General features: G+C 42.3%; 13 protein-coding genes, 2 tRNA genes and 1 pseudogene. 9 read left to right on the top strand and 7 right to left on the bottom strand.

The features are described from left to right. Nucleotides 1-198: 198 nt before the first annotated feature. Nucleotides 199-1,155, bottom strand: a complete 957-nt coding sequence (locus C7B70_RS13960) for an endonuclease/exonuclease/phosphatase family protein (protein WP_106369642.1) — start codon at nt 1,153-1,155, stop codon at nt 199-201. 345 nt (nt 1,156-1,500) lie between these two features. Between C7B70_RS13960 and C7B70_RS13955 the strand changes: the two genes are divergently transcribed. The 7 genes from C7B70_RS13955 (at nt 1,501) to C7B70_RS13935 (ending at nt 6,954) form a co-directional block, all read left to right on the top strand. Next, the gene (locus tag C7B70_RS13955; RefSeq protein ID WP_106369641.1) at nt 1,501-1,812 is read left to right on the top strand and encodes a type II toxin-antitoxin system Phd/YefM family antitoxin; all 312 of its coding nucleotides are present in this window, start codon (nt 1,501-1,503) and stop codon (nt 1,810-1,812) included. Continuing rightward, nucleotides 1,787-2,095 (top strand): Txe/YoeB family addiction module toxin, encoded by a 309-nt coding sequence (locus C7B70_RS13950; RefSeq protein WP_106369640.1) that lies wholly within the window; start codon nt 1,787-1,789, stop codon nt 2,093-2,095. Before C7B70_RS13955 ends, C7B70_RS13950 begins: the two co-directional genes overlap by 26 nt. Nucleotides 2,096-2,390: 295 nt before the next feature. Then, nucleotides 2,391-3,854: an NAD(P)/FAD-dependent oxidoreductase gene (locus C7B70_RS13945; RefSeq protein ID WP_106369639.1), complete on the top strand. Its 1,464-nt coding sequence runs from the start codon at nt 2,391-2,393 to the stop codon at nt 3,852-3,854. Nucleotides 3,855-4,103: 249 nt separating this feature from the next. Next, nucleotides 4,104-4,232, top strand: a tRNA-OTHER gene (locus tag C7B70_RS26370). Between the two features lie 253 nt (nt 4,233-4,485). After that, nucleotides 4,486-4,606 (top strand) — tRNA-OTHER (locus tag C7B70_RS26365). A gap of 37 nt (nt 4,607-4,643) precedes the next feature. Beyond that, entirely contained in the window at nt 4,644-6,248 is a 1,605-nt protein-coding gene (locus C7B70_RS13940; protein WP_106369638.1) for a TROVE domain-containing protein, read from the top strand. Between the two features lie 205 nt (nt 6,249-6,453). Continuing rightward, nucleotides 6,454-6,954: a hypothetical protein gene (locus C7B70_RS13935; protein ID WP_106369637.1), complete on the top strand. Its 501-nt coding sequence runs from the start codon at nt 6,454-6,456 to the stop codon at nt 6,952-6,954. Nucleotides 6,955-6,990: 36 nt separating this feature from the next. Here C7B70_RS13935 and C7B70_RS13930 read toward each other — a convergent pair. Then, nucleotides 6,991-8,054: pseudogene (locus C7B70_RS13930) on the bottom strand (IS630 family transposase). On the opposite strand from C7B70_RS13930, the gene C7B70_RS13925 reads away from it, so the two are divergent. After that, nucleotides 8,006-8,563, top strand: coding sequence for a hypothetical protein (locus C7B70_RS13925; RefSeq protein WP_146134055.1), 558 nt, complete (start codon nt 8,006-8,008; stop codon nt 8,561-8,563). The pseudogene C7B70_RS13930 and the gene C7B70_RS13925 overlap by 49 nt on opposite strands. A 337-nt stretch (nt 8,564-8,900) precedes the next feature. Here the strand turns inward: C7B70_RS13925 and C7B70_RS13920 are convergent, their stop codons facing one another. The 4 genes from C7B70_RS13920 to rpaB form a co-directional block, all read right to left on the bottom strand. Further along, complete coding sequence (locus C7B70_RS13920) at nt 8,901-9,749, bottom strand: metallophosphoesterase (RefSeq protein ID WP_146134054.1); 849 nt, start codon at nt 9,747-9,749, stop codon at nt 8,901-8,903. A 975-nt stretch (nt 9,750-10,724) separates the two neighbouring features. Beyond that, nucleotides 10,725-11,765, bottom strand: coding sequence for a chemotaxis protein CheB (locus C7B70_RS13915; protein ID WP_106369634.1), 1,041 nt, complete (start codon nt 11,763-11,765; stop codon nt 10,725-10,727). Nucleotides 11,766-12,003: 238 nt separating this feature from the next. Next, nucleotides 12,004-12,597, bottom strand: a complete 594-nt coding sequence (locus C7B70_RS13910) for a fatty acid desaturase (protein ID WP_233220931.1) — start codon at nt 12,595-12,597, stop codon at nt 12,004-12,006. Nucleotides 12,598-12,752: 155 nt separating this feature from the next. After that, the gene (gene rpaB / locus C7B70_RS13905) at nt 12,753-13,481 is read right to left on the bottom strand and encodes a response regulator transcription factor RpaB (RefSeq protein ID WP_106369633.1); all 729 of its coding nucleotides are present in this window, start codon (nt 13,479-13,481) and stop codon (nt 12,753-12,755) included. Nucleotides 13,482-14,053: 572 nt separating this feature from the next. Here rpaB and C7B70_RS13900 point away from each other — a divergent pair. Continuing rightward, on the top strand, nt 14,054-16,405 hold the full coding sequence (locus C7B70_RS13900; RefSeq protein ID WP_106369632.1) for a response regulator: 2,352 nt from the start codon (nt 14,054-14,056) through the stop codon (nt 16,403-16,405). Nucleotides 16,406-16,422: 17 nt separating this feature from the next. On the opposite strand, the gene C7B70_RS13895 is transcribed toward C7B70_RS13900, so the two are convergent. After that, nucleotides 16,423-20,631: a chemotaxis protein CheB gene (locus tag C7B70_RS13895; RefSeq protein ID WP_106369631.1), complete on the bottom strand. Its 4,209-nt coding sequence runs from the start codon at nt 20,629-20,631 to the stop codon at nt 16,423-16,425. Nucleotides 20,632-20,707 lie beyond the last annotated feature (76 nt).

The raw sequence follows: 20,707 nt of genomic DNA, 5'->3' as shown, positions 1-20,707 counted from the left end.
ATCTTTATGTTAAATTCTTTGCTAATAGTTGGAAATAAGGGTACTGAGGGCTATATAGACAGTTTTAGCTCAAATAAAAGGTTTTAACTAATGAGTCTAGGTATTATTACTGCGATCGCCTACAGTGTCTCAGCACTTGTCGGCGACCTCTGCGATTACTTTTAGATGAAATGAGGCTGAAAATTTTTGGACAACTCCTCAATCAGTATCGCTAAAATAAAACCGGGCTAGTATGGGAAGATGATCGCTAATATTTTCAATTAAGCTTTCTAACGTGGCTTTTGTTTGCGCTGAACTGCCTTTTTCTAACAAAACATTCCAATTGACTACCGCCGCAGTTTGTTGAATATCAGCTTCGGGAACGCTAGAAGACACTACAATCAAATCTAAACGCGATCGCCTATTACCTACCGATAAGTAGCTTGGTTCAGCATCCCCACTTTTGTTAAAACTTATAAACTTAAGCTCTCCCTCAGCTTCTAATTGCCGCAGTGGTTCCCATTCTGGTCTTTCGGGGGGAGCATTCCAATCTCCAGCAATAATTACATCTTCGTCCGTAGCTTCCTCTTGTATCCATTCAGCTAAACGATTAGCGGCGGCGATGCGCTGTTCTTGACCGCCACCACGCTGAGATTTTAAATGCACTCCTACCAAGTTGAAATCGAAAGGCTCGTCTTCTTTGTAGGCGGTGAAAGTAGCAGATAGCGGTAGCCTGGGAAATACAACTTTTTCTGTATCGCCAACTTGCACCATTAAGTCTTCTAAGGCAAAAAGTTCTTCTATATCTGTGGAAGCTTTCACCCACTCCATATCGTAGACAAAAGCAACTCTTTGATCGCCGCCTGTTGTCCCGTAAGCAGTTTTATACAGTCCTGCGCCGGAAGTGGTCAGCATATCAGCAATTACATCAAGAGCGCCATCTTCAATCTCTTGCAAGACAAAAACATCAGCGTTCAACTCCTGCATAATAATCCGGATATTTTCGACGCGCCTGGGATCTCTGTCGTTGAAAAACTTGATGTTCCAAGAGATTATGTCTAAAAAGCGATCGCTACCTTCAAATTTTTTAGGTACAAAATCCCCACTTCTAAGCAATCGAGAGATGTTGTCGTTTAATATTGGGGGATTTTTTCGATTGGGTCTATTGCTTTGCATAAGTCACTCAATAAAGCTTTAACGCCAAGTTACGGCAATCTCTTTAAATGCACGATAAAGGAACTTTAAGGAAAGGCTAATACTTGCTAACAAGTGCGATCGCATCTTGGAATGAGCTAAAAATAAAAGTATTGTGATCGAAGGTGATAACTATGGCCGTTGAATACGATTTAGTAGTTATTGGCGGTGGTTCTAGGGGATTAGTAGTTGCGGGAGTCGCCGCCCTTAACTAAGGTGGCGTTAATAGAAAAGCATCGTTTAGGCGATAGTAAACTTAGCAAAATCTTTAATACGCCCCTTTTGTGATAATATGTACAGTAAGTCTGTACATATATTAAAGTAATTATGCAAACTACCTATACTAAAGCCCGTGAAAATTTGGCACATCTTTTAGACCAGGTTGTGGATGAGCGAGAAATTATTATTATTGAGCGTCGTAATAAGCCAAATGTGGCATTGATTGCCGAAGATGAGCTTACAAGTCTAAGAGAGACGGCTTATCTTTTGCGAAGTCCTCAAAATGCTGCGCGTCTGCTTAATGCTTTGCAATGGTCTAGATCAAGAGATGAGGAAATTTTAGCACCAGTAACCATTGAACAGGCGATCGCGTCCTTAAAACAGGAGTTAGGGATTGGCGCAGAAAAAGAAGAAGGTTGATCTTCCACCACCACCTGCATTACCTGTAAGATTTCCGGATTTCAGTCCGCAATTCAAGGATGACTTAGGTTGGTGGTACAAAACTAATCCTAACAAAGCGGACAAAATTTTTGCTTTAGTTACGGATGTGATGCAGCATCCATTTGAGGGAATAGGCAAGCCGGAACCACTTAAGCACTTGGACGCTGATACTTGGTCGCGGCGAATCGATTTAGAACATAGGCTTATCTATCGGGTAAAACAGGATAGAGTAGACTTTCTACAGGCTCGTTATCATTATTAGAGAGCGATCGCCTGTGGCAGTGCTAAAAGTGATCGCTACCTTCAAACTTTTTAGGTACAAAATCCCCACTTCTAAGCAATCGAGAGATGTTGTCATTTAATATTGGGGTCTTTTTTGGCGATGGTCTGTTGCTTTGCATAAATCATTAAGTCAGGCTTTAACCCCCAAATTACGGCAATCTCTTTAAATGCAGGATAAAGGAACTTTAAGGAAAGGCTAATACTTGCAGAGAGTAGCTTAATGCGACTTCGCCTGGGAATAAGCTAGGAATAAAGAAGATGTATTAGGTAACATCATGGCTGTGGAATACGATTTAGTAGTTATTGGTGGCGGTTCTGGTGGATTAGTGGTTGCAGGGGTCGCCGCCGCCCTCAAAGCTAAGGTAGCGTTAGTAGAAAAGGATCGTTTGGGCGGCGATTGCTTGTGGTACGGCTGCGTTCCGAGTAAATCTTTGATTCATGCTTCTCGTTTGGCTTACCAGGTGAAAAACGCCGGAAAATTTGGCATTTATAGCAATGATATATCTATTGATTTTAGTAAAGCGATCGCCCATGTGCAAAAGGTCATCTCAAATATTGAACCCCACGATTCCCCAGAACGCTTTGAAGGATTGGGCGCAGAGGTAATTTTTGGTGATGGAGAATTTATAGATCGTCATACTTTTAAAATTAATGGCAGAAGTATTAAAGCTAGAGCCTTTGTCATTTCGACAGGCTCAAGGCCCGCCATTCCTGCTATTGCTGGGCTTAAAGAAGCAGGATATATTACCAACGAAGAAGTTTTCTCAATTACTGATCGTCCAGAAACTTTAGCGGTAATTGGTGGCGGCCCAATTGGTTGCGAATTGGGTCAAGCCCTTTCTAGACTAGGTTCTGAAGTTATTATTATTGCAGGGAGCGATCGCCTTTTACCCCAAGAAGACCCCGAAGTTGCTCAAGTAGTTGCAACTCAATTTGCTGCTGAAAATATCCGCGTCCTCACCAAAACGCGCGTTGAACGAGTAGAAGTTATTAACGGTAAAAAGGTACTATGGGCGGCAGGAGAAAAAATAGCAGAAGTAGACCAAATATTAGTTGCTGCGGGAAGACAACCTAATATTGAATCCCTTAACCTTGAAGTTGCAGGGGTAGAAATGCGACAAAAAGGCGAAGCTGGGTATGGTAATTCTGGTAGTAAAAAAGGTATCCGCGTCAATGCCCTCCTTCAAACTACTAATCCCTGCATTTATGCCTGTGGTGATGTAATCGGCGGCTATCAATTTACTCATGTTGCTGCCTACGAAGCCAATATTGTTTTAAAAAATGCGTTGTTTTTACCTGTAATTAAAGCTGATTACCGGGTAATTCCTTGGGCGACCTTCACTGACCCAGAATTGGCGCGGGTGGGATTAACCGAGCAACAAGCAAGAGAGCATTACGGGGATGATGTGCAAGTAGTTAAACAAGAATATGCTGATGTAGACCGCGCTCAAGCTGAAGCTGCAACGATGGGATTTGCCAAAATTATTGTCCGGCGTAACGGTCAAATTCTGGGCGCTCACTTGGTGGGAGAGTCGGCGGGGGAGTTAATTGCTGAAATTGTTTTAGCCATGTCTCACAACCTCAAAATATCCGCTCTAAGCGGCATTCATATCTACCCTACTTTGTCAGAATTAAACAGTAATGCAGCTTTTGCTCTAACTCAGCAAAACTATGAAAAAAGCCCCAGACTGCAAAAATTATTAGCAAAGGTGTTTCAGTTGTTGCGGGCATTCGGCTAAGTTTTGGTCGCTACAATCGCTGCGGTAGAGAAGTTTCCTAAGTAATTGTCCTAGTCAGGGCGACTTCTTGTCTCATACCCAGAATTTTAATCTACGTAGCGATTTTAAGCCAAATACCTAAAATTATTTCCCCAACTCTTGACAATTAAGAACATTTATACTACATTTGTAATACAAAGCGTTTCACCGAATCATCACAAGTGTTTTTGGCGAAACGATTGATATCTAGGGATGAGGATTTAATTACTTGTGGCGGGTAGCTCAATTGGTAGAGCGCCAACTTTTGCCTGAAAAGGACGCAGAATCGAGGGTTATCGTTGAAAAATAAACACCTTAATTCGCCGGGGGTGCGGGTTCAATTCCCGCTCTGCTACACCAAAAAACAAACATCATAACTATGACAAATTCACAAAAACTTGTGGCAGGTAGCTCAGTTTGGTAGAGCGCAAGCATAAAACAGCCTTCTCTTAAAAAGCTCTGTGGAAGGAAACTTTCCCCACAGACTTTTCGCTATTCATAACTTGTCTGTAAAGACCGAAGAATTGAGGATTATCGCAACCTTGAAGTCGCGGGTTCAAATCCTGCTCTGCTACACCAAAAATCACTTAAAGACATTTTATAAAACTATATCTGGCGGTTAGCTCAATTGGCAGAGCATCCGGCAATCCTTGATTAATAACTTGTCTTTTAAGACCGAAAATTGAGGGTTATTGTAAGCCGGAAGATTGCGGGTTCAACTCCCGTACCGCCAGCCGACTATATTTTGCCTGCAAAGGCTGAGAATACACAATGAATTACAACTTTTTTACCAAGAAAAAGTCGGGAAATCCCCAAAATCAACCTATTCCTGGACGGGAAATAGAGATGATTAAAGGACGTTCTGGCGGCTATGCGTTTGATACTGGCATTTGGGGTATGTTGCGTCGCTGCTTGCTGATTGGTACGGCGAAAAGCACTTACTACGCTGGGAAAAAAGAATTGACTGATGATTTTGTTAATGTGTTGATTAGTGCGATCGCGTCTAATCCCACCCGCGTAGCTGAAGAAATTGTCTATGCTAGTGATGGTCGCTCAATTAATAACAGCGCTCCTATTTTGGCTTTGGTGCTGCTCTCTATGGGCGAAAGCTCTGAAGCAAAACAAGCTTTTCAAGAAATATTTTCTACAGTTATCCGTACTGGTAGCCATTTCTACGAATGGTTGAGCTATACAAAATCTATGCGCGGCTTTGGTAAAGTGGTGCGAGAATCGGGCAAAACTTGGCTATCGCGGGAAGATGTCAAAGGCTTGGCTTACCAGCTATTGAAGTATCAACAACGTCAAGGTTTTACTCACCGAGATGCTTTACGATTATTTCACGTCAAGCCACCTACGGAGGAACACCGCCAGTTGTTTGAGTGGGTAGTAAAAGGATGGACAGAATTGCCTAAAGAAATTCCTACACCTGCTCTTGCTCAGATTTGGTGGTATGAATGGCTAAAACGCAATCCCGAACAAACTCAGCAAGCTATTTCTCAAGGACACTTGACTCATGAAATGGCTGCACCTGTAGGCAAAATGAATAAAGCTGCATGGCAATTGTTGTTTGAAGAAATGCCCATTGGTGCAATGTTGCGTAACTTGGGTTCGTTAACGCAATTAGACGTATTGCGAACCGATGGAGTTGCTAACTTAAAGCGTCTCGAAGCAACGTTAAATAGTAAAGATCGTCTGCGAAGTGGGCGCATCCACCCTATTGATGTTCTCAAAGCGCTAAAAACCTACAAGTCTGGGGGAAAACTTGGACGCAGTCAAAAAACTTGGCAACCTGTAGCTCGGATTGTAGACATTTTAGAAAAGGCGTTAGAAATGTCTTTTGAGGTTGTAGAACCTACTGGTAAAGTGTTTATGCACGCTGTAGATGTTTCGGGTTCGATGTCTTCGGGGGTAGTAGATTCCGTCGGTTTGAGTTGCTGCGAGATTGCTACAGCGATGGCTTTAGTAACGGCTAAAGCTGAGGAAAACTACGAAATTCGTGGTTTTGCTAACGACTTTCGTTACTTGGGAATTACCGCCAAAGATACGTTTGGTTCGGCGTTGAAAAAGTCTACTAATCAAAACTTCGGTGGAACAGATGCTTCTATTGCTTACGACTGGATGATTAAAAATAAGTTCAAAGCCGATGTAATTTGCTTTTGGACAGATTCAGAAAGTTGGGCAGGAAATAAGCACCCCTCGGAAGCTTTAGCGCAGTACCGTAAGAAGATTAACCCAGATATCAAAGCGGTGTATGTCACTCTTGCACCTTACCAATTAACCTTGGTAGATCCAACCGATCCTTTGTCTTGGGATATGGGAGGTTTCGATCCGGGAATTCCTCGCATTATTCAAATGGTGGCAAGTGGTGAGCTATAGTCGAATTGTGGCGGGAAATCCTGATTCAATTTTGCCCTTGGGGGACGAAGAATGTAGGGTTATCGATAACTCCCTCATTGGGGGTTTGCGGATGAATTCGCATCCGCTCTTGCTACTTTGATATTCACAACTTATCTCATTCTTTTGACAGACGTAACTTTTGCTTAAAAGTTTTAGGGTAAGCGGTGCAGTATGTTCTCTGAATATGAACTGGAAAATAACGCTTTCCTTTGTCCTAGCTGTCACATTGCTAACAATTTCTGTGGGCTGGCTGACAATGACTGGAGTGTTGCCCATTCAGCAAAACATTCAGTACAGCAATACTGAAGGCAACTTTATTCGAGTTTGGCTAGGATTAGCGATCGCTCTCGGTTTGATTATCCCTACCATAGCTTGGTTAAGATGGTTCAAAAATCCCCAGGATCGAAAGATTTTAGGTTTTTACTTGTTTGTACTGCTCGTTCAAATTATAACGGAGCAAGTATCTAGCAGTACAGGAGCGCCAAGTTTAGTAGTAACAATTGGCACAGTTTATACCGTGTTTCGCCTTTGGCAACTTTGGCAAGGACAAAAACTCATACATAAAGCGGCTGTAAATTTATCGAGTCCGAAATTAATGAGTTCGTTACTGTGGCTTTTAGGATTATTTTGGTGCAGCAATTTGTTCATGCTGTTAACTTTGGGGTGGTCTAGCATATTGAATTAAGGGTAGCTGCAATCATCGGTTTAAGTGTTTAAGTAGTCAGGCGGAATTAAACTTAAAACGTTCCAGTGTATAACCACCTTTAACACTCCGAGCTTCCATTCCATCCATGATGGCAAGGGCTAAATCATATTCATCCTCAAACATCCGCCCGACAATTTCGTGAGTTTTGAGTTGATGCCATTGTTCTTCAATTCGATTCATTTCGGAGCAATAAGGAGACAGGAAAAACAGAAACAAACCCTGTGCTTGCCAGCGTTGCCACTGTTGGCAAGTTTTGTTGCTTTTATGTAGTGAACCATTATCTTGTACGATTACGGTCATCCGTCCGGTGGTTCTAAAAGTTTCAAGAGCCAGTTCTGCAATCCAATCAATGAATTTGATGTAACTTTCTTACTTTGAAACTCCCACAAGCTAAGGCATACTTAAAGCTTTTATCTGGTTGCCATAAACCTAAAATGCTGATACGTCCGTTACGTCGGTCAGTCTGCAAGGGTTCGCTTTTGTTCGCCTTTGCGGCTATAACTGTAACTGACTGGACTCCAGAGGCAACAACCGGACTCGTCAAGATACATCAGTTCAACACCGCCTAATTGTTCCACCTGACAGAAGCGCATCTAACTGCGCTTGTTTGAGTAGTTTGTACTCAGGATTTTGCTTGGCTCGATGACTGTGCCGTGTGCGTTTCCACTTATTGCCCTTTTTTGCAACTTTTGTCGCAAGCGGTCAGGACTTAATTTTACCTGTCGCTCCTGGGATAACTTGTGCGCTAGTTGGAGACTGTTATATGTGCGCCCTTCTTTCTCCAAACACTGCTCTAGGTATTGTAAGTCGGTTTCTGACCATTTACACTTTGCTCCGCCCCCTGGCGCTTCCCACAAACCACTTAACCCATCTGCTTGCCAGCGCCGAATTGTGGCTCTTACGGTATGCTCATGACACTCAAAAATTTCTGCAATTGCAGGCGTATTCCACCCCTGCGCGTTTAGGCGCAACATATGGGCGCGATCTCTTGTCCTCTGTGGCACACTGGTAGCTACTCGCAATTCCAATAATGTACGGTCTTCTTCCTCTGTTAAAACTATCCGGATGGGAGCAGGCATTAGGAAAATTGTCTCAGTACAGAAAACACATCCCTTTTATCTTACATTTTATTGCAGCCGCCTACTTAGTCTCGCCTTTTATAGTAGATTTTGATGCTATCTCAATCAGCCAATCTGGAAAAATACCATACTACATTCTTTATCCTGCAAAGACAACTTTTGCTAATTCAGACTCCATTGAATTGTTGCTTACCGAAAATTCTAATTTTCGCACAGTTGAAGGAGTTGACCCAGGAATCTCTTTGAAACAATCAGAGGCAGTTTACGGAGAAGCGACCTTAGCATACAACACTCAAAATGAATCTAGAGAACAAGTAAAATTTGCTAATCGACCTGCTGAAAAATTGCTGTTTCAGCCAATTGCTCCAAATCAAGATTTTGCTGGGATTTATCCGTCTCAATCTGGGGAATATAACGAAAAAGTTTCAAGGATCTGCTATAATTCGCTCAGTTTTAGTGCAATAGGATTTTCTAAGGATTGTGGTGAAAGAAATGATAGGCTAAAATAATTCCTTCAAAAACACTTTTACTGCATCTGATAAATCCTTAAACCCAGTTGCACTGCAAAAAAAATTGTTTTCAATAATTTGTAACAATAGACAATCAAACGCTAAATGTAGAGTTTAATTATGTACTAAGTTTTTCATTTTATTAGCTGTTAGTTAAAATAATCCGCAAAATATTTATATTTCAAAATCGAAAAAGTGAGCGCCTTTTAATTTTCAAAAAAATAAAGCTATAAAATAAATTATGTTTTGAAATTACAAGGAAGAATAATTGCATATACAGGTAGTTTTCATTTTCTTACAATACAACCCTGTTTCCTAAATCAATATTTGGTAATAATTATTTTAGAAACCACTCAAAATAGCTAATTTCTGGAACTACACCTATTCGCACTGGTAAGATCGAAACTCCTAGCCCACGCGATACATACAGGGCGATCGCACCATCTCGATACCAACCACTGACATAACGCCCGCTACCATTGGGACGTAAAGGAGCGAAGCCAAATAATGATAATTGTCCGCCATGGGTATGCCCTGATAGCATATATTGTGGTTTGTATTGTGCTATTTTTGCTAACTCATCCCTTGAAAATGAATCTCGATATGCTGGTGAGTGAGCAAGTAATAAATGGTTTTGTTGAGGGAGAACACCTTGGAGTGATTTGATTAAATCGGGTTTGCTAACTAAATCGTCTAATCCTGTAATCAATATAGAGCGATCGCTATAATTATGTAAAATGCTTTCATTAATTAATAAGCGGCAATTATGATTAGCATAGATTTGGGTCAAACGTTTTAAATCAACACCTGCCCAGTATTCCCAATTACCCATAATTGCATACTTAGCTGTTTGCTTGTTAAGGAACGACAAAAAGCGCTCAAATCCATCAAGCTGCTCGACTTTATCAATCGAGTCTCCGGTAAACAGTACAACATTTGGGTTAAGTTTATTAATTTGCTCGGCAATATGTTGAGTCCGATTATTAAATTTTTTGAGGTGGAGGTCACTGATTTGGACAATCTTAAAAACATTGTCTTTAGAAGCAAATTGTTGATTAAGTTGATAACGTGTAACAACAAAACGATTTGGCTCAATAACAAAAGCATACAGTATCAATAAACAAAGGCTAACAGTGATGGCAAGTAGAACAAATAGGCTCTTTCTTCTTTTCTTTTTTGCTAACATTAGTTGAATCTTTCTGAAATTATCTAAAGATAATAGTTGCACATCAGGCGAAGATTATTTGTCAAATGCTATTTAACTTATTTCTACATATAGTTTTTTTTCGTTACAGTAATCTCACAAAAGAAGTTTAGATTTTAGCCAGTAAAGACATTTAAATCAAAAGACCATAAAGTGGAAGAGGGGAGTTCATAAATGACTAAGCAAGACTTTGAAAAAATACTTAAGCTGAATTACTATCAAGAGCAGGAATAGCCATCTCCTGCCAGAAATATACCCTCTACAGTGGCAGCTACCCGCAGAGAAAGGATCAATTCACTTAGTGCTTGTTTGAGACAAATAACCCTCTTTTGTCACTTTCAGGAGAGTAAAATTTAGAACCTGCGTTAGATAAGGCTTTGGGCAAAACGGCTACAAATCAACTCCGATGTTAGAAAACAAAGGGTAAAAGATATACAATACAAGCTTTTTCAAGTTTTAGTTTGTTTTTTTTTACTCAGAGTGACAAAAGAGGAATAACAGTTGCCTATCTTTCGCAAAACATAATAACCTTCTCCTTCTTAAACTCAAAGTTCGCAAAATATGGCAAAGAGCTTGAATTTAATATCACTTGCAAAGCTCTCTCCATTTTTTAACCAAGGCTTTATCTGAAATTTACGTTGAGACTTTAAGCTAACTACAAAACTTATCAAACTTCTTTATGTCTTACAAGTTAACAAGGCGTTCTTTTCTAGCTTTTGGTGTTACCAGCACTGGCGTGATTCTGACTCACAAATTGTTGCTCCAACAATCTGCCCAAGCAAGTGTTGGTAATATTAGATGAATACTCCAAACTCATACCTATTGATAAATATTCCAATCATAATATCGGGTTATGTTGCAAAACTTTGTGAGGACAGAAAACCCCTGTTGTAGGAGTTCAAATTATGCCACCTAACTGCTAACTTAAATAAAATAATTAATTTGTTACCTGAGTTTTTACTCCTGTGGCTCTTGATAGTCTTCGGCAATGGTACGTTTGGTGGCAAAGCCGTTAAGAATTATTTCCCGAATCAGCGATACCTCTTCATCCAAGCTCTGCGCGTGATCTTCATATTTTGTTGCCGCTTGCTGTAGATTGTAATTTTTCATTCGCTCTGCCATTTGACGCGAAAACGTTACTTTTTCCTCCATCGCTCGAACAGCTGACCACAAGGCATTCTCTACATTCTGCGTTTGCTCTGATAGGAAAATATCAGCAGTAAAAGAATGCCCTATATGACAGCGAAAGCGGAGCGGTTCTTCGGTACCAATTTGCCAAATGCTACCACCACACTCAGGACAGCCATAAGTTGTCCGAGTCCCAATCTGTTCTACGTTCTCCAAAAACTCCTTTGTGTTTATTGCCTGTTCAGTAATATTTGATTCAATTTCTATCTCTTTAGTCACTGGGTACAACTCCTCCTTTGCTGGGGGAATCTTCGCCAAACGTACTAAGAGGTCTGGAATTTCTGCAAGTGGAAGGCAGTGATCTACCTTGACATATCGCAGTGCGCTTTTTGCCATACTTGGGTACTCTGCTTCATTTGGGTCTTGAACTACAGCAACTCCGCCCCGTTTCTTGACCGCCTGTAACCCTACGGTGCCATCGTCTAGATAGCCAGTGAGAATTATACCCACAACTCTTGTACCATAAGTGCGAGCGGCGGAACGGAATAAGGCATCAATGGCGGGTCTAAATCGGTTCTCTTGCGGCCCACGCACTACACGCATAAACCCACTATTGACTAACAAATGATGATCAGGTGGAGCAATGTAAATTCGCCCTGTTTGGATTTTCTCTCCGTCTGCTGGGTGAGAGGCAGGTAAGCAGCCCACATCTTCAAGAATCTGCGGCAGAATACTCGGCTGATCTGCGGCAAGATGTTGAACAACAAAGAAGACAGCATTGATTTGGGTGTGTAGATTGCTAAAAATCGCACCCAATGCTCTGAGTCCGCCGGCCGAAGTCCCGATAACGATGATGTCGTGTCCTGGCATGAATTCCTTTGATAATTTATATGTGCTTCGCTAATTCTACCTTTGCCAGTACAAGTCTATCTGACGCATTACGCTTCCTGCTCTTTCCTAGTGTCCGCAATTTGAGAGGTTAATTGAGTCTTAAGAGTCTTGTTTGACAGTGGCTACTTTAGCTTTAGAAAGATACAATTTTTTTAGCTAAACCAAAAATATTTAAAACTTGAATTGCCCACCAAGTCATGTCAATTTCCCACCACTTCTATCCGGTCGCCACATTTGGGCAAGCATGGTGATTATTATGCCAACCTTCTCTATAAGTTAAGAGCGCAGCCCACCATAGGTTACGGGAGCCATCAGCAACAGAAAAGTTACGATATCCGCGCAGGTGACTTGCCGAATTAATCAACCAAGTGCTATGCCAGAGCAATACCGATCGCAAAAACAGCCCATAAATGACAAAATCCCACCCACCTAAACCATATAACAGCACTCCGAAGAGAATTTGCAGCAGTAAATAGTTACGATTCAGCCAACGGTGATAGAAATCGCGGTCTAAATCCGGTGCAAACTTTTTGTAACAAGAGTAGTTGAAAAACTCGTCACGCACGTAAAAAAGCCACAGCCTATGACTCCACCAAAAACCCCGCCGCGCCGAATAAGGGTCGTTATCTTCATCCTCGGTATAGGCGTGATCTATCCGGTGCGTGGCAACCCAAAAAATTGTTACTCTTGCCCTGCAAGGAGTAACAATATATTCCAACCACTTTGGCACAGAAAAACTGCGATGAGTTAATAGTCGGTGATACCCTAAGCACATACCAATACTGCCAAATAACCAGTGGAAAAATATCATTACGCCCAAAGCTGAAAAAAAAACCAGGGAGCAAACATTGCTAAGGCGTGAACTGTACCGAAGAACGCTACGGTAGTTTAATTGAGAGCAAGTGGCTGTTTGTCCTCAAGGACATTTGATTTTAAAGTCATTAATCTTTGATAACTTAGTGTTATTTACGCGTGCGTTAATTGGACAAGGCGTGGAAAAAAGTAGCCTATGCCTCGCGCTGTAAGAATTAACTCTGGGTTTTTTGGATCTTTTTCCAAGTTGAAGCGCAGGCGGGAGATATGAACATCAACAATCCGCGTATCGACATTATAAGCTTTGTTATAACCCCAGACTTCTTCTATAATCTCAGAGCGGGAGACTATTCTACCGCAGCAATTAACTAACATTTCCAGCAAACTAAATTCTCTGCCTGTCAGGCGAATACGCTCATTCTCCTTGTAAACTTGGCGCTTATTGGTGTCAATTTGCAGTGTGCCAACGTTGACAACTCCAGATTTTGGCATACTAGAGGTGTCAGATTTTTCGACTCGCCGTAGTAAGGCACAGATTCTCGCTTCGAGTTCCTTGAGTGAGAAAGGCTTACTAACGTAGTCATCAGCCCCTATTTCTAGTCCTATCAGTTTGTCTGCTACATCTCCTAACGCTGTAAGCATAATAATTGGAATATTTGACTCTTGGCGCAGGTGTTGACAGACACCGTAGCCATCAAGCTTGGGCAGCATCACATCTAAAACGACAAGGTCGGGAATTTCCTGATGGAAGATATCTAGTGCCTCAAGTCCATTGGCCGCAGTTACAACTTCGTAGCCAGCCATTGACAAGCTAGTTGCCAAGATGCGACGAATGCTGGTTTCATCATCGACGACTAAGATTTTTGATATTTTGTTGTTCAAGGTGATTAACTCTCTTGTGGCAGATATATTTTAAAAAGCTTCAATTTGATTGGTAATTTTGATACAAAAACAGAAAATATAGTTGGAGAAATCATCAATAACAGAGCCTAAAAAAAACTCTTTACAGACTTGTCAAACCAAAACTAATTTTTACTGATATTCACCTGATGATCGCCGATTAAGATTTTTAATAATATAGATAACAGTTCCTTGTACTGCTGCTTGGAGTAATTTTTACCAAGCTTTTCTTAAGCAATTCCAGCTAAATTAAGAGTCCTTAGAGTTTTACAGCAGAAGCTCTTGGTTAGCTCGACTTGAATGCAAGTATAAAAAAACTAGGTGAAGATTTTGTGAAAGAGTGACTAGATTATTCTAAAATATATCTGAAGTAGCACTTAACTTCAGTTAACTGCTACCAAAATCTGAGTTGGAAAAACTTACTTGTTGGCTTGTTTTCACGGATACTCAGTAGGAAAAGTTATAACTCTTATTACTGAGTGGCTTAAGGATATTCCTAGGGACAGATGTGTCAAGAAACGTAATACTTACCTAGCAAAGATTAACAGTTATCTATGAAAATTCTGCTAGTCGAGGATGATGATGGGGCAGCTTCAGTATTGAAGAATACTCTTACAGAGCATCATTATCTAGTAGATTTAGCAACGGACGGTCAGGCTGGGCTGTCCCTTGCCCAAGCATTTGCTTATGACCTAATTTTGTTAGATGTTGTGTTGCCAAAGCTAGATGGCATAAGATTTTGCAGACAGTTACGCTACGGCAAAAATGACACGCCAATTCTGCTGCTGACAGCTTTGGATAGTAGCACTAGCAAAGTCATTGGGTTAGATGCTGGAGCTAATGATTATCTTGTCAAGCCTTTTGACACCAATGAATTATTGGCTCGGATTCGGGCTTTGGTTCGTCGCGGCAGTCCTGCTCGCTCCTCAGTGATAGAGGTAAGAAATCTCAAGCTTGACTCCAGTAGTTGTAGGGTGAGTTGCAATGGAGAGCTTTTGCATCTAACTGCTAAAGAATATACGCTACTGGAGCTACTTTTGCGTAACAGTCACCGGATATTTAGCCAAAGTCTCCTGCTTGAGTATCTTTGGTCATCAGATGAAAAAATCCCTTTAGAGAATACTGTCAGAACGCACATTAAAACTTTACGGCAGAAACTTAAGCAAACTGGGGCTGATGGATTGATTGAGACAGTGTATGGACTGGGGTATCGGCTTAAATTAGGGAAAAATGAAGTTAAGCATCAGCCAGTGGTAATGCTTCGCTCCCAAGATGATACTAGCGATTCTGTAACTTCGACTCAACCACAAATCTCGTCTTCACTAGCTGCCCTTTGGGAGCGATTTAAGCCTCAGTATGAAAGTCGCATCACAGTCTTAGAATCAGCCATAAAATCTCTAGTTGCAGGTACTTTAACCCAAGGAGAGAGACAACAGAGTGTAGGGGAAGCCCACTTGCTGGTTGGGTCGCTAGGTAGCTTTGGTTTTGCTGAAGCCTCGCGTTTATGCCGTGAAATTGAACAGATTTTTCGAGATGAAGCTAAATTCAGTGAGGAGCTTGAACATCTTTTGCAACTGGTTGTAGCGTTGCGGCAAGAACTAGAACGACCGACTACAACAAGTGAACCACCTGCTGAAAAGAAGACTACTGTCAAGCAACAGCTACAAATGTTAATTGTGGATAATGATGTTCAACTGGGCGAACAGTTAATTAAGGAAGCTACAATCTGGGGAATTCAAGCACGTGCAGCTACAAATATTACCCAAGCACGAGATGCGATCGCCCGAAAATGCCCGGATGTGGTGTTACTCGATCTATGCTTTGATGGTTTAGCCCAAAATGGTCTAAATCTGTTAGCAGAACTGACGACTAGGAATCAGAATTTACCAGTGCTGGTATTCACGGCTGTTGAAGATTTTGCTAACCGGGTAAAAGTCGCTCGTTTAGGGGTAACTTTTTTGTCTAAACCTGCACTTCCTGCTTCAGTATTGGCAACAGTTACTCAGATGCTACAGCAATCTAAAGTTGTTCAGGCAAAAATTTTGATCGTAGACGATGATCCTCAGATGCTAGATATTCTCCGCACAATACTTGCGCCTTGGGGATTTATATTAACACTGCTGGATAATCCCCAACATTTTTGGACTACGTTAGAGGTGACTAACCCCGACTTGCTGATTTTAGATATAGAAATGCCTAATCTAAGTGGCATTGACCTGTGTCGGGTAGTGCGAAATGACCCACACTGGAGTGAATTACCCGTACTGTTTCTATCTGCTCACAGTGATATAGAAACTGTGACTGGCGTATTCGTAGCAGGTGCAGATGACTATGTGAGTAAGCCAGTTTTAGGACCAGAATTAATCGCGCGCGTCCTAAATAGGCTAGAACGAACATTCATTTTCCGTAAGCTGGCGGAGACTGATGTTTTAACTGGTATTGCTAATCGCCGCAAATCTATTCAAGAACTCACTCGCCTGTTGCATCTAGCCCAGCGCCAAGGTCAACCAATGTGCTTTATCATTTTGGATTTTGACCACTTTAATCAAGTTAATAACAAGTACGGTCATGACGCTGGCGATCGCGTGCTAAGTCGATTTGGGGCGCTGCTATTGCAGACCTTCCGCAGTGAAGATATGGTAGGTCGTTGGGGCGGCGAGGAGTTTGTTGTGGGCTTATATAATGCAACTCGACTTCAGAGCAAGGCTCGATTGACAGAATTACTAGAAATTATGCGTCAGCAGGAGTTTACCAGCGTTAGCGGTGAGAAGTTCCAGGTGACTTTCAGTGGCGGGATATCTCAGTACCCAGCAGATGGTAGGGATTTGCAAGCGCTTTATCAAACTGCTGATGTTGCCCTTTACGCAGCCAAGGCAAAGGGACGCAATCAAATAGTAAGCTCGTAAGTTATATTGTCGTAGTATCACTCCTGTACTTGATTAATCCCAGCAAGCTCGGCGATAACTAATACTAATTGTTCTGGCTCAACTGGTTTAGCAATATGCCTTTGAAAACCAGCATTGAAAGTCTCCCTTTGCTCCTCTCCTCTCACATAGGCTGTCAGAGCGGCGGCAGGAATCTGCCCCCCTAATTCTGCACTAAGCTTTCTCACTTGACGGATGAGCATATAGCCATCTTCCTCCGGCATCCCAATGTCTGACAGCAGCACATCGTATTCTCCAGGATTTGCTGAAAGAGTGTTGAGTGCCTCTTTTGCCGAACTAACCGCCGTTACTTGCGCTGCATACTGTTCAAGAATTGTTTTTAGTAACTCTCGTAAACCCGCATCATCATCAACGACAAGTACCCGCAACCCCTCCAGGAGTGCTGGGTTGATGGAGTGATGGGGCGGTGGAGTAAGATTTGTTTCCTCCCTGTTTGCCCTGTTTAAAAGTGGTAACTGCACGGTGAATGTTGATCCCTGTCCAATTCCTGGACTTTCGGCATTAACCGTGCCACCGTGCAACTCTACCAAATGCTCCACAATCGATAGTCCCAGTCCAAGTCCATCCTGTGAGCGAGTGCTGCTGCTATTGGCTTGACGGAAGCGTTCAAAAACGTAAGGGAGAAAGTCAGCGCTAATACCTTGACCTGTGTCGCTCACTTCAATTTTGGCAAGGGAGCCGATGCACTCAAGTTTGACTGTAACTCGTCCCTCAACGGGGGTGAACTTGATGGCGTTAGAAAGCAAATTCAAGATCACCTGTTGTAAGCGATCGGGATCTCCAGAAATCTCTATTGTCTCTGATTCAAGTACGGCTATTATTTGAATATTTTTTGCCCCCGCCGATAGACGGGCAACATCAATAGCAGACTCAATCACAGGTGCTAAAGGGATTTCTTGGATGTCAAGGTCGAGCTTGCCTGTCGTAATCCGTGAGGTGTCTAAGATATCTTCAATCAGTTTAGCTTGAGCCTTGGCACTGCGCTCTATTGCCTCCAGCGCCCGATCAGTCTTGGCTGCATCAAACTCACGATTACGGAGCATATGAGTCCACCCTAGCATGGCGTTTAGAGGGTTCCGGAGTTCGTGGGAAACAATTGATAAAAACTCATCCTTAGTCTGGTTGGCTACTTCAGCTGCTGTACGAGCCGACTGCTCAGTAGTCAGTAGCTGTTCGCGTTGTCGCTCAAATAACTTCTGTTCAGTAATATCCTGAATAACGAGCAGGATCATTTCTTGCTGGTCTGTTCGCCGGATTTTCTGAGCATTGAGCAGCATTATTTTGCGTCCAATTTTTTCAAATGTATGCTCCACCTCAAAATTATTAATCTGGTTACTTTCAGGCAGAACTTTTTCTAACAAAACTCGCAACTGGGGAATCTCCCATTGACCGTTGCCAAGAGCGAAAATACTTATATCTTCTGTTTGAGCTTGTACAACCTGGAAAGTTTGATAGAAAGAACGGTTTGCTGTGTTTACTCGCAAATCATTATCCAGCACGATTAGAGGCTCCGGTATCGTCTTTATAATCGCTTCGGCATAATCACGGGATACTTTAATCTGCTCGCTACTAGATTTTAGAGAATCAATATCGACTAACATCACTACCGCGCCATCAATTTTATTTTCCAGCGTCTTGTACGGACGGATGAGTAAGTCATACCAGTGACCATCGTTGTCTTGAACCTCTTGTTTCTTAATGACTAAGGTGTCTATTACTTCAATAATTAATTGTTCTAAGTTAGGGACATTAATATTGGAGTTAATATGACTAATTGGTCGCCCCACATCAGTTGGGATCAGGTTGAAGATTTTTTCTGCCATCGGGGTAAAACGTCGGATGCTTAAATCGCTTCCTAACATCACAATCGGAATATTGACACTGCTAAGAAGATTACGCAAGTCGCTGTTGACCTTGCTTGAATAGAGTATCCGACTTTCCAATTCGTCATTAGTCGTATTTAATTCCTCATTAGTCGCTTGAATTTCTTCTTGGGCTGTTTGCAACTCCTCGTTTGTGCTGCGTAACTCTTCGTTGCTTGAAAGAATCTCCTCGTTGGCAGTAGTGAGTTCTTGGGTAACACTCTCCTGCTCCTGAATAACGGATTGCAGATACTCTTTAGTCGCCGCAAGCTCCCGTTTAGTGGCAGTAAGTTCGGACTTTAGCTGAGTAGATTCTTGTAAATTTGCTGTCTGCTTTTCTGGTGTCAGCTTTACTTTACGGTTGTCTTTAAATAATTGAGGGCTTGCTAACGAGGGAACTTCTTCAAACAAAACTAAAAAGTAGCTTTCTCTTGGATTGGGAGCCTTTAAAGGGATAATTTCAATTGCGACTTCCTTTGAAGGCTCTTTGCCTGAGAGCGGTATGTTTGACTTTCTCACCGGGACACGTAACTGTTTCGCCTCCAAAAGCGCTGTACGTAGTTCTAAGCGCAAGTTTGCCCCAGCCATAGAAAGCAAGTTGAAACTTGGCTTTCCAGGTGCAGAACTCAGGTAAGAACTGGTGTCTCCTCGAAATTGGATAATTTCTAGCTCGCTGTCGATTATCACACCTGCTGGAACATATTTATTCCAAACAATCCGGTCAGCCTCTTTGAACAAGTCAAAATCTGACTCAGCACCGGAGTTCATTTGAGCGTCATTTACTTTCGCTTCAAGATAGTTGGTATTGAAGTATTCAGTATTTAGCCGCGTGGCTGTCAACTTACGGACGTAAATTCTCTGCTTTTTGTCTACCGGAGTAAATAAATCTGAACTCTCGCCCGTAGTTTCGGAAGTTCCCAGCAGCAGGAAGCCTGTTGGTTTGAGGCTGTAATGGAACATCGGGAGTACCTGCTTTTGCAAAGTAGTTCCAAAATAAATTAGGACGTTTCGACAACTAATCAGGTCTAGAGAGGAAAAAGGTGGGTCAGCGAGTAGGTTTTGTTTGGCAAAGATACATAGCTGGCGAATAGGCTTGCATATCTCGTATCCACCTTCTACTTTGACAAAGAAGCGTCGCAGACGTTCGGGTGAAATATGTTCTACCAGGCTGGGGATGTATGTGCCTAAACGGGCTTTCTCAATTGCTAGTTCACTGATATCTGTACCAAAAATCATGATTTTTGGTACGGTTTCCTGAGTATCCAAAAACTCCAGTAAGCAAATGGCAATGGAGTAGACTTCTTCACCTGTTGAACACCCCGCTACCCAGATCCGGATTGGATCATTAGGCACTCTACCCCGCATCATGCTGGGGAATACCTGCTCAGTTAAGACTTGAAATACTGCTGGGTCTCGGAAAAAACTTGTGACGTGGATCAGGAATTCTTGGGACAGAGCTTCCACTTCTTTAGGGCTGGATTGGAGATATTTAACGTAATCTTCCAATACGTCAAACTTGTAGAGAACCATTCGCCGCAGAATTCGCCGCTTGAGAGTGCTGTGCTTATAGCTAGTAAAGTCAATTTTTGTATCAGCCTGTAGCAACGTAAAGATGGTTTTTAGAGGCTCCTGGTTTTGAGCGAGTACCTTAAACGCTTCTTCTGGTTCGGGGTAAGTGATATAGGGATGAAGGCTGATTTTTGCTATCTCAGAGGCGATCGCTTCCGGGGACAAAATGAAGTCTACGTGACCCGTAGCCGCCGCAGTATTCGGCATACTACTTACTTGTGCTGACCCTGCACATTGAGCAAAGGTAATCCCGCCAGCCACCTTAATTGCTTTCAGCCCAAGCGCCCCGTCCCCGTCTGCTCCCGACAGTACAACTGCGATCGCTTTACTTCCCCGCTCCTGTGCCAAAGATTCAAAGAAGGCATCGACGGACATATCCTTCCCCTGCTTAAACTCGCGGGGCGCGAGTTTAAGCAGGTTTTTGGCAAGAGTCATCTTGCTATTCGGTGGAATAATGTAAATATGGTTAGGTTCCACCATCATGCCATCTTGAACCTCAATGACTGGCATCTGGGTTGTTCTAGCCAGAATCTCGCTCAACTGACTTTTGTGATTTGGACTCAAATGCTGAATCAGCACAAATCCCATCCCAGTATCAGTTGGCAAATACTTAAGCAACTGGCTGTATGCCTCTAATCCACCCGCAGAAGCTCCTATCCCGACGATAGGGAATAGTTCCTGATTTTTGTCCTGCTCCTCGATTGCTTCTTCCTTTGCAGTGGATTCAGATTGATTATCAGACGGGCTAGAATTCATATTTTGGTAGGCATCACGCTTTTAAACCTGAGCTTCAACTTCTACAAATTCTACAAAGTTTTTATGAGATATTCTC

It is taken from the genome of Chlorogloea sp. CCALA 695, from assembly GCF_003003885.1.
Classification (GTDB): Bacteria; Cyanobacteriota; Cyanobacteriia; order Cyanobacteriales; family Chroococcidiopsidaceae; genus Aliterella.
The sequence above is the reverse complement of the archived record's forward strand: the minus strand, read 5'-3'. Positions and strand labels throughout refer to the sequence as shown.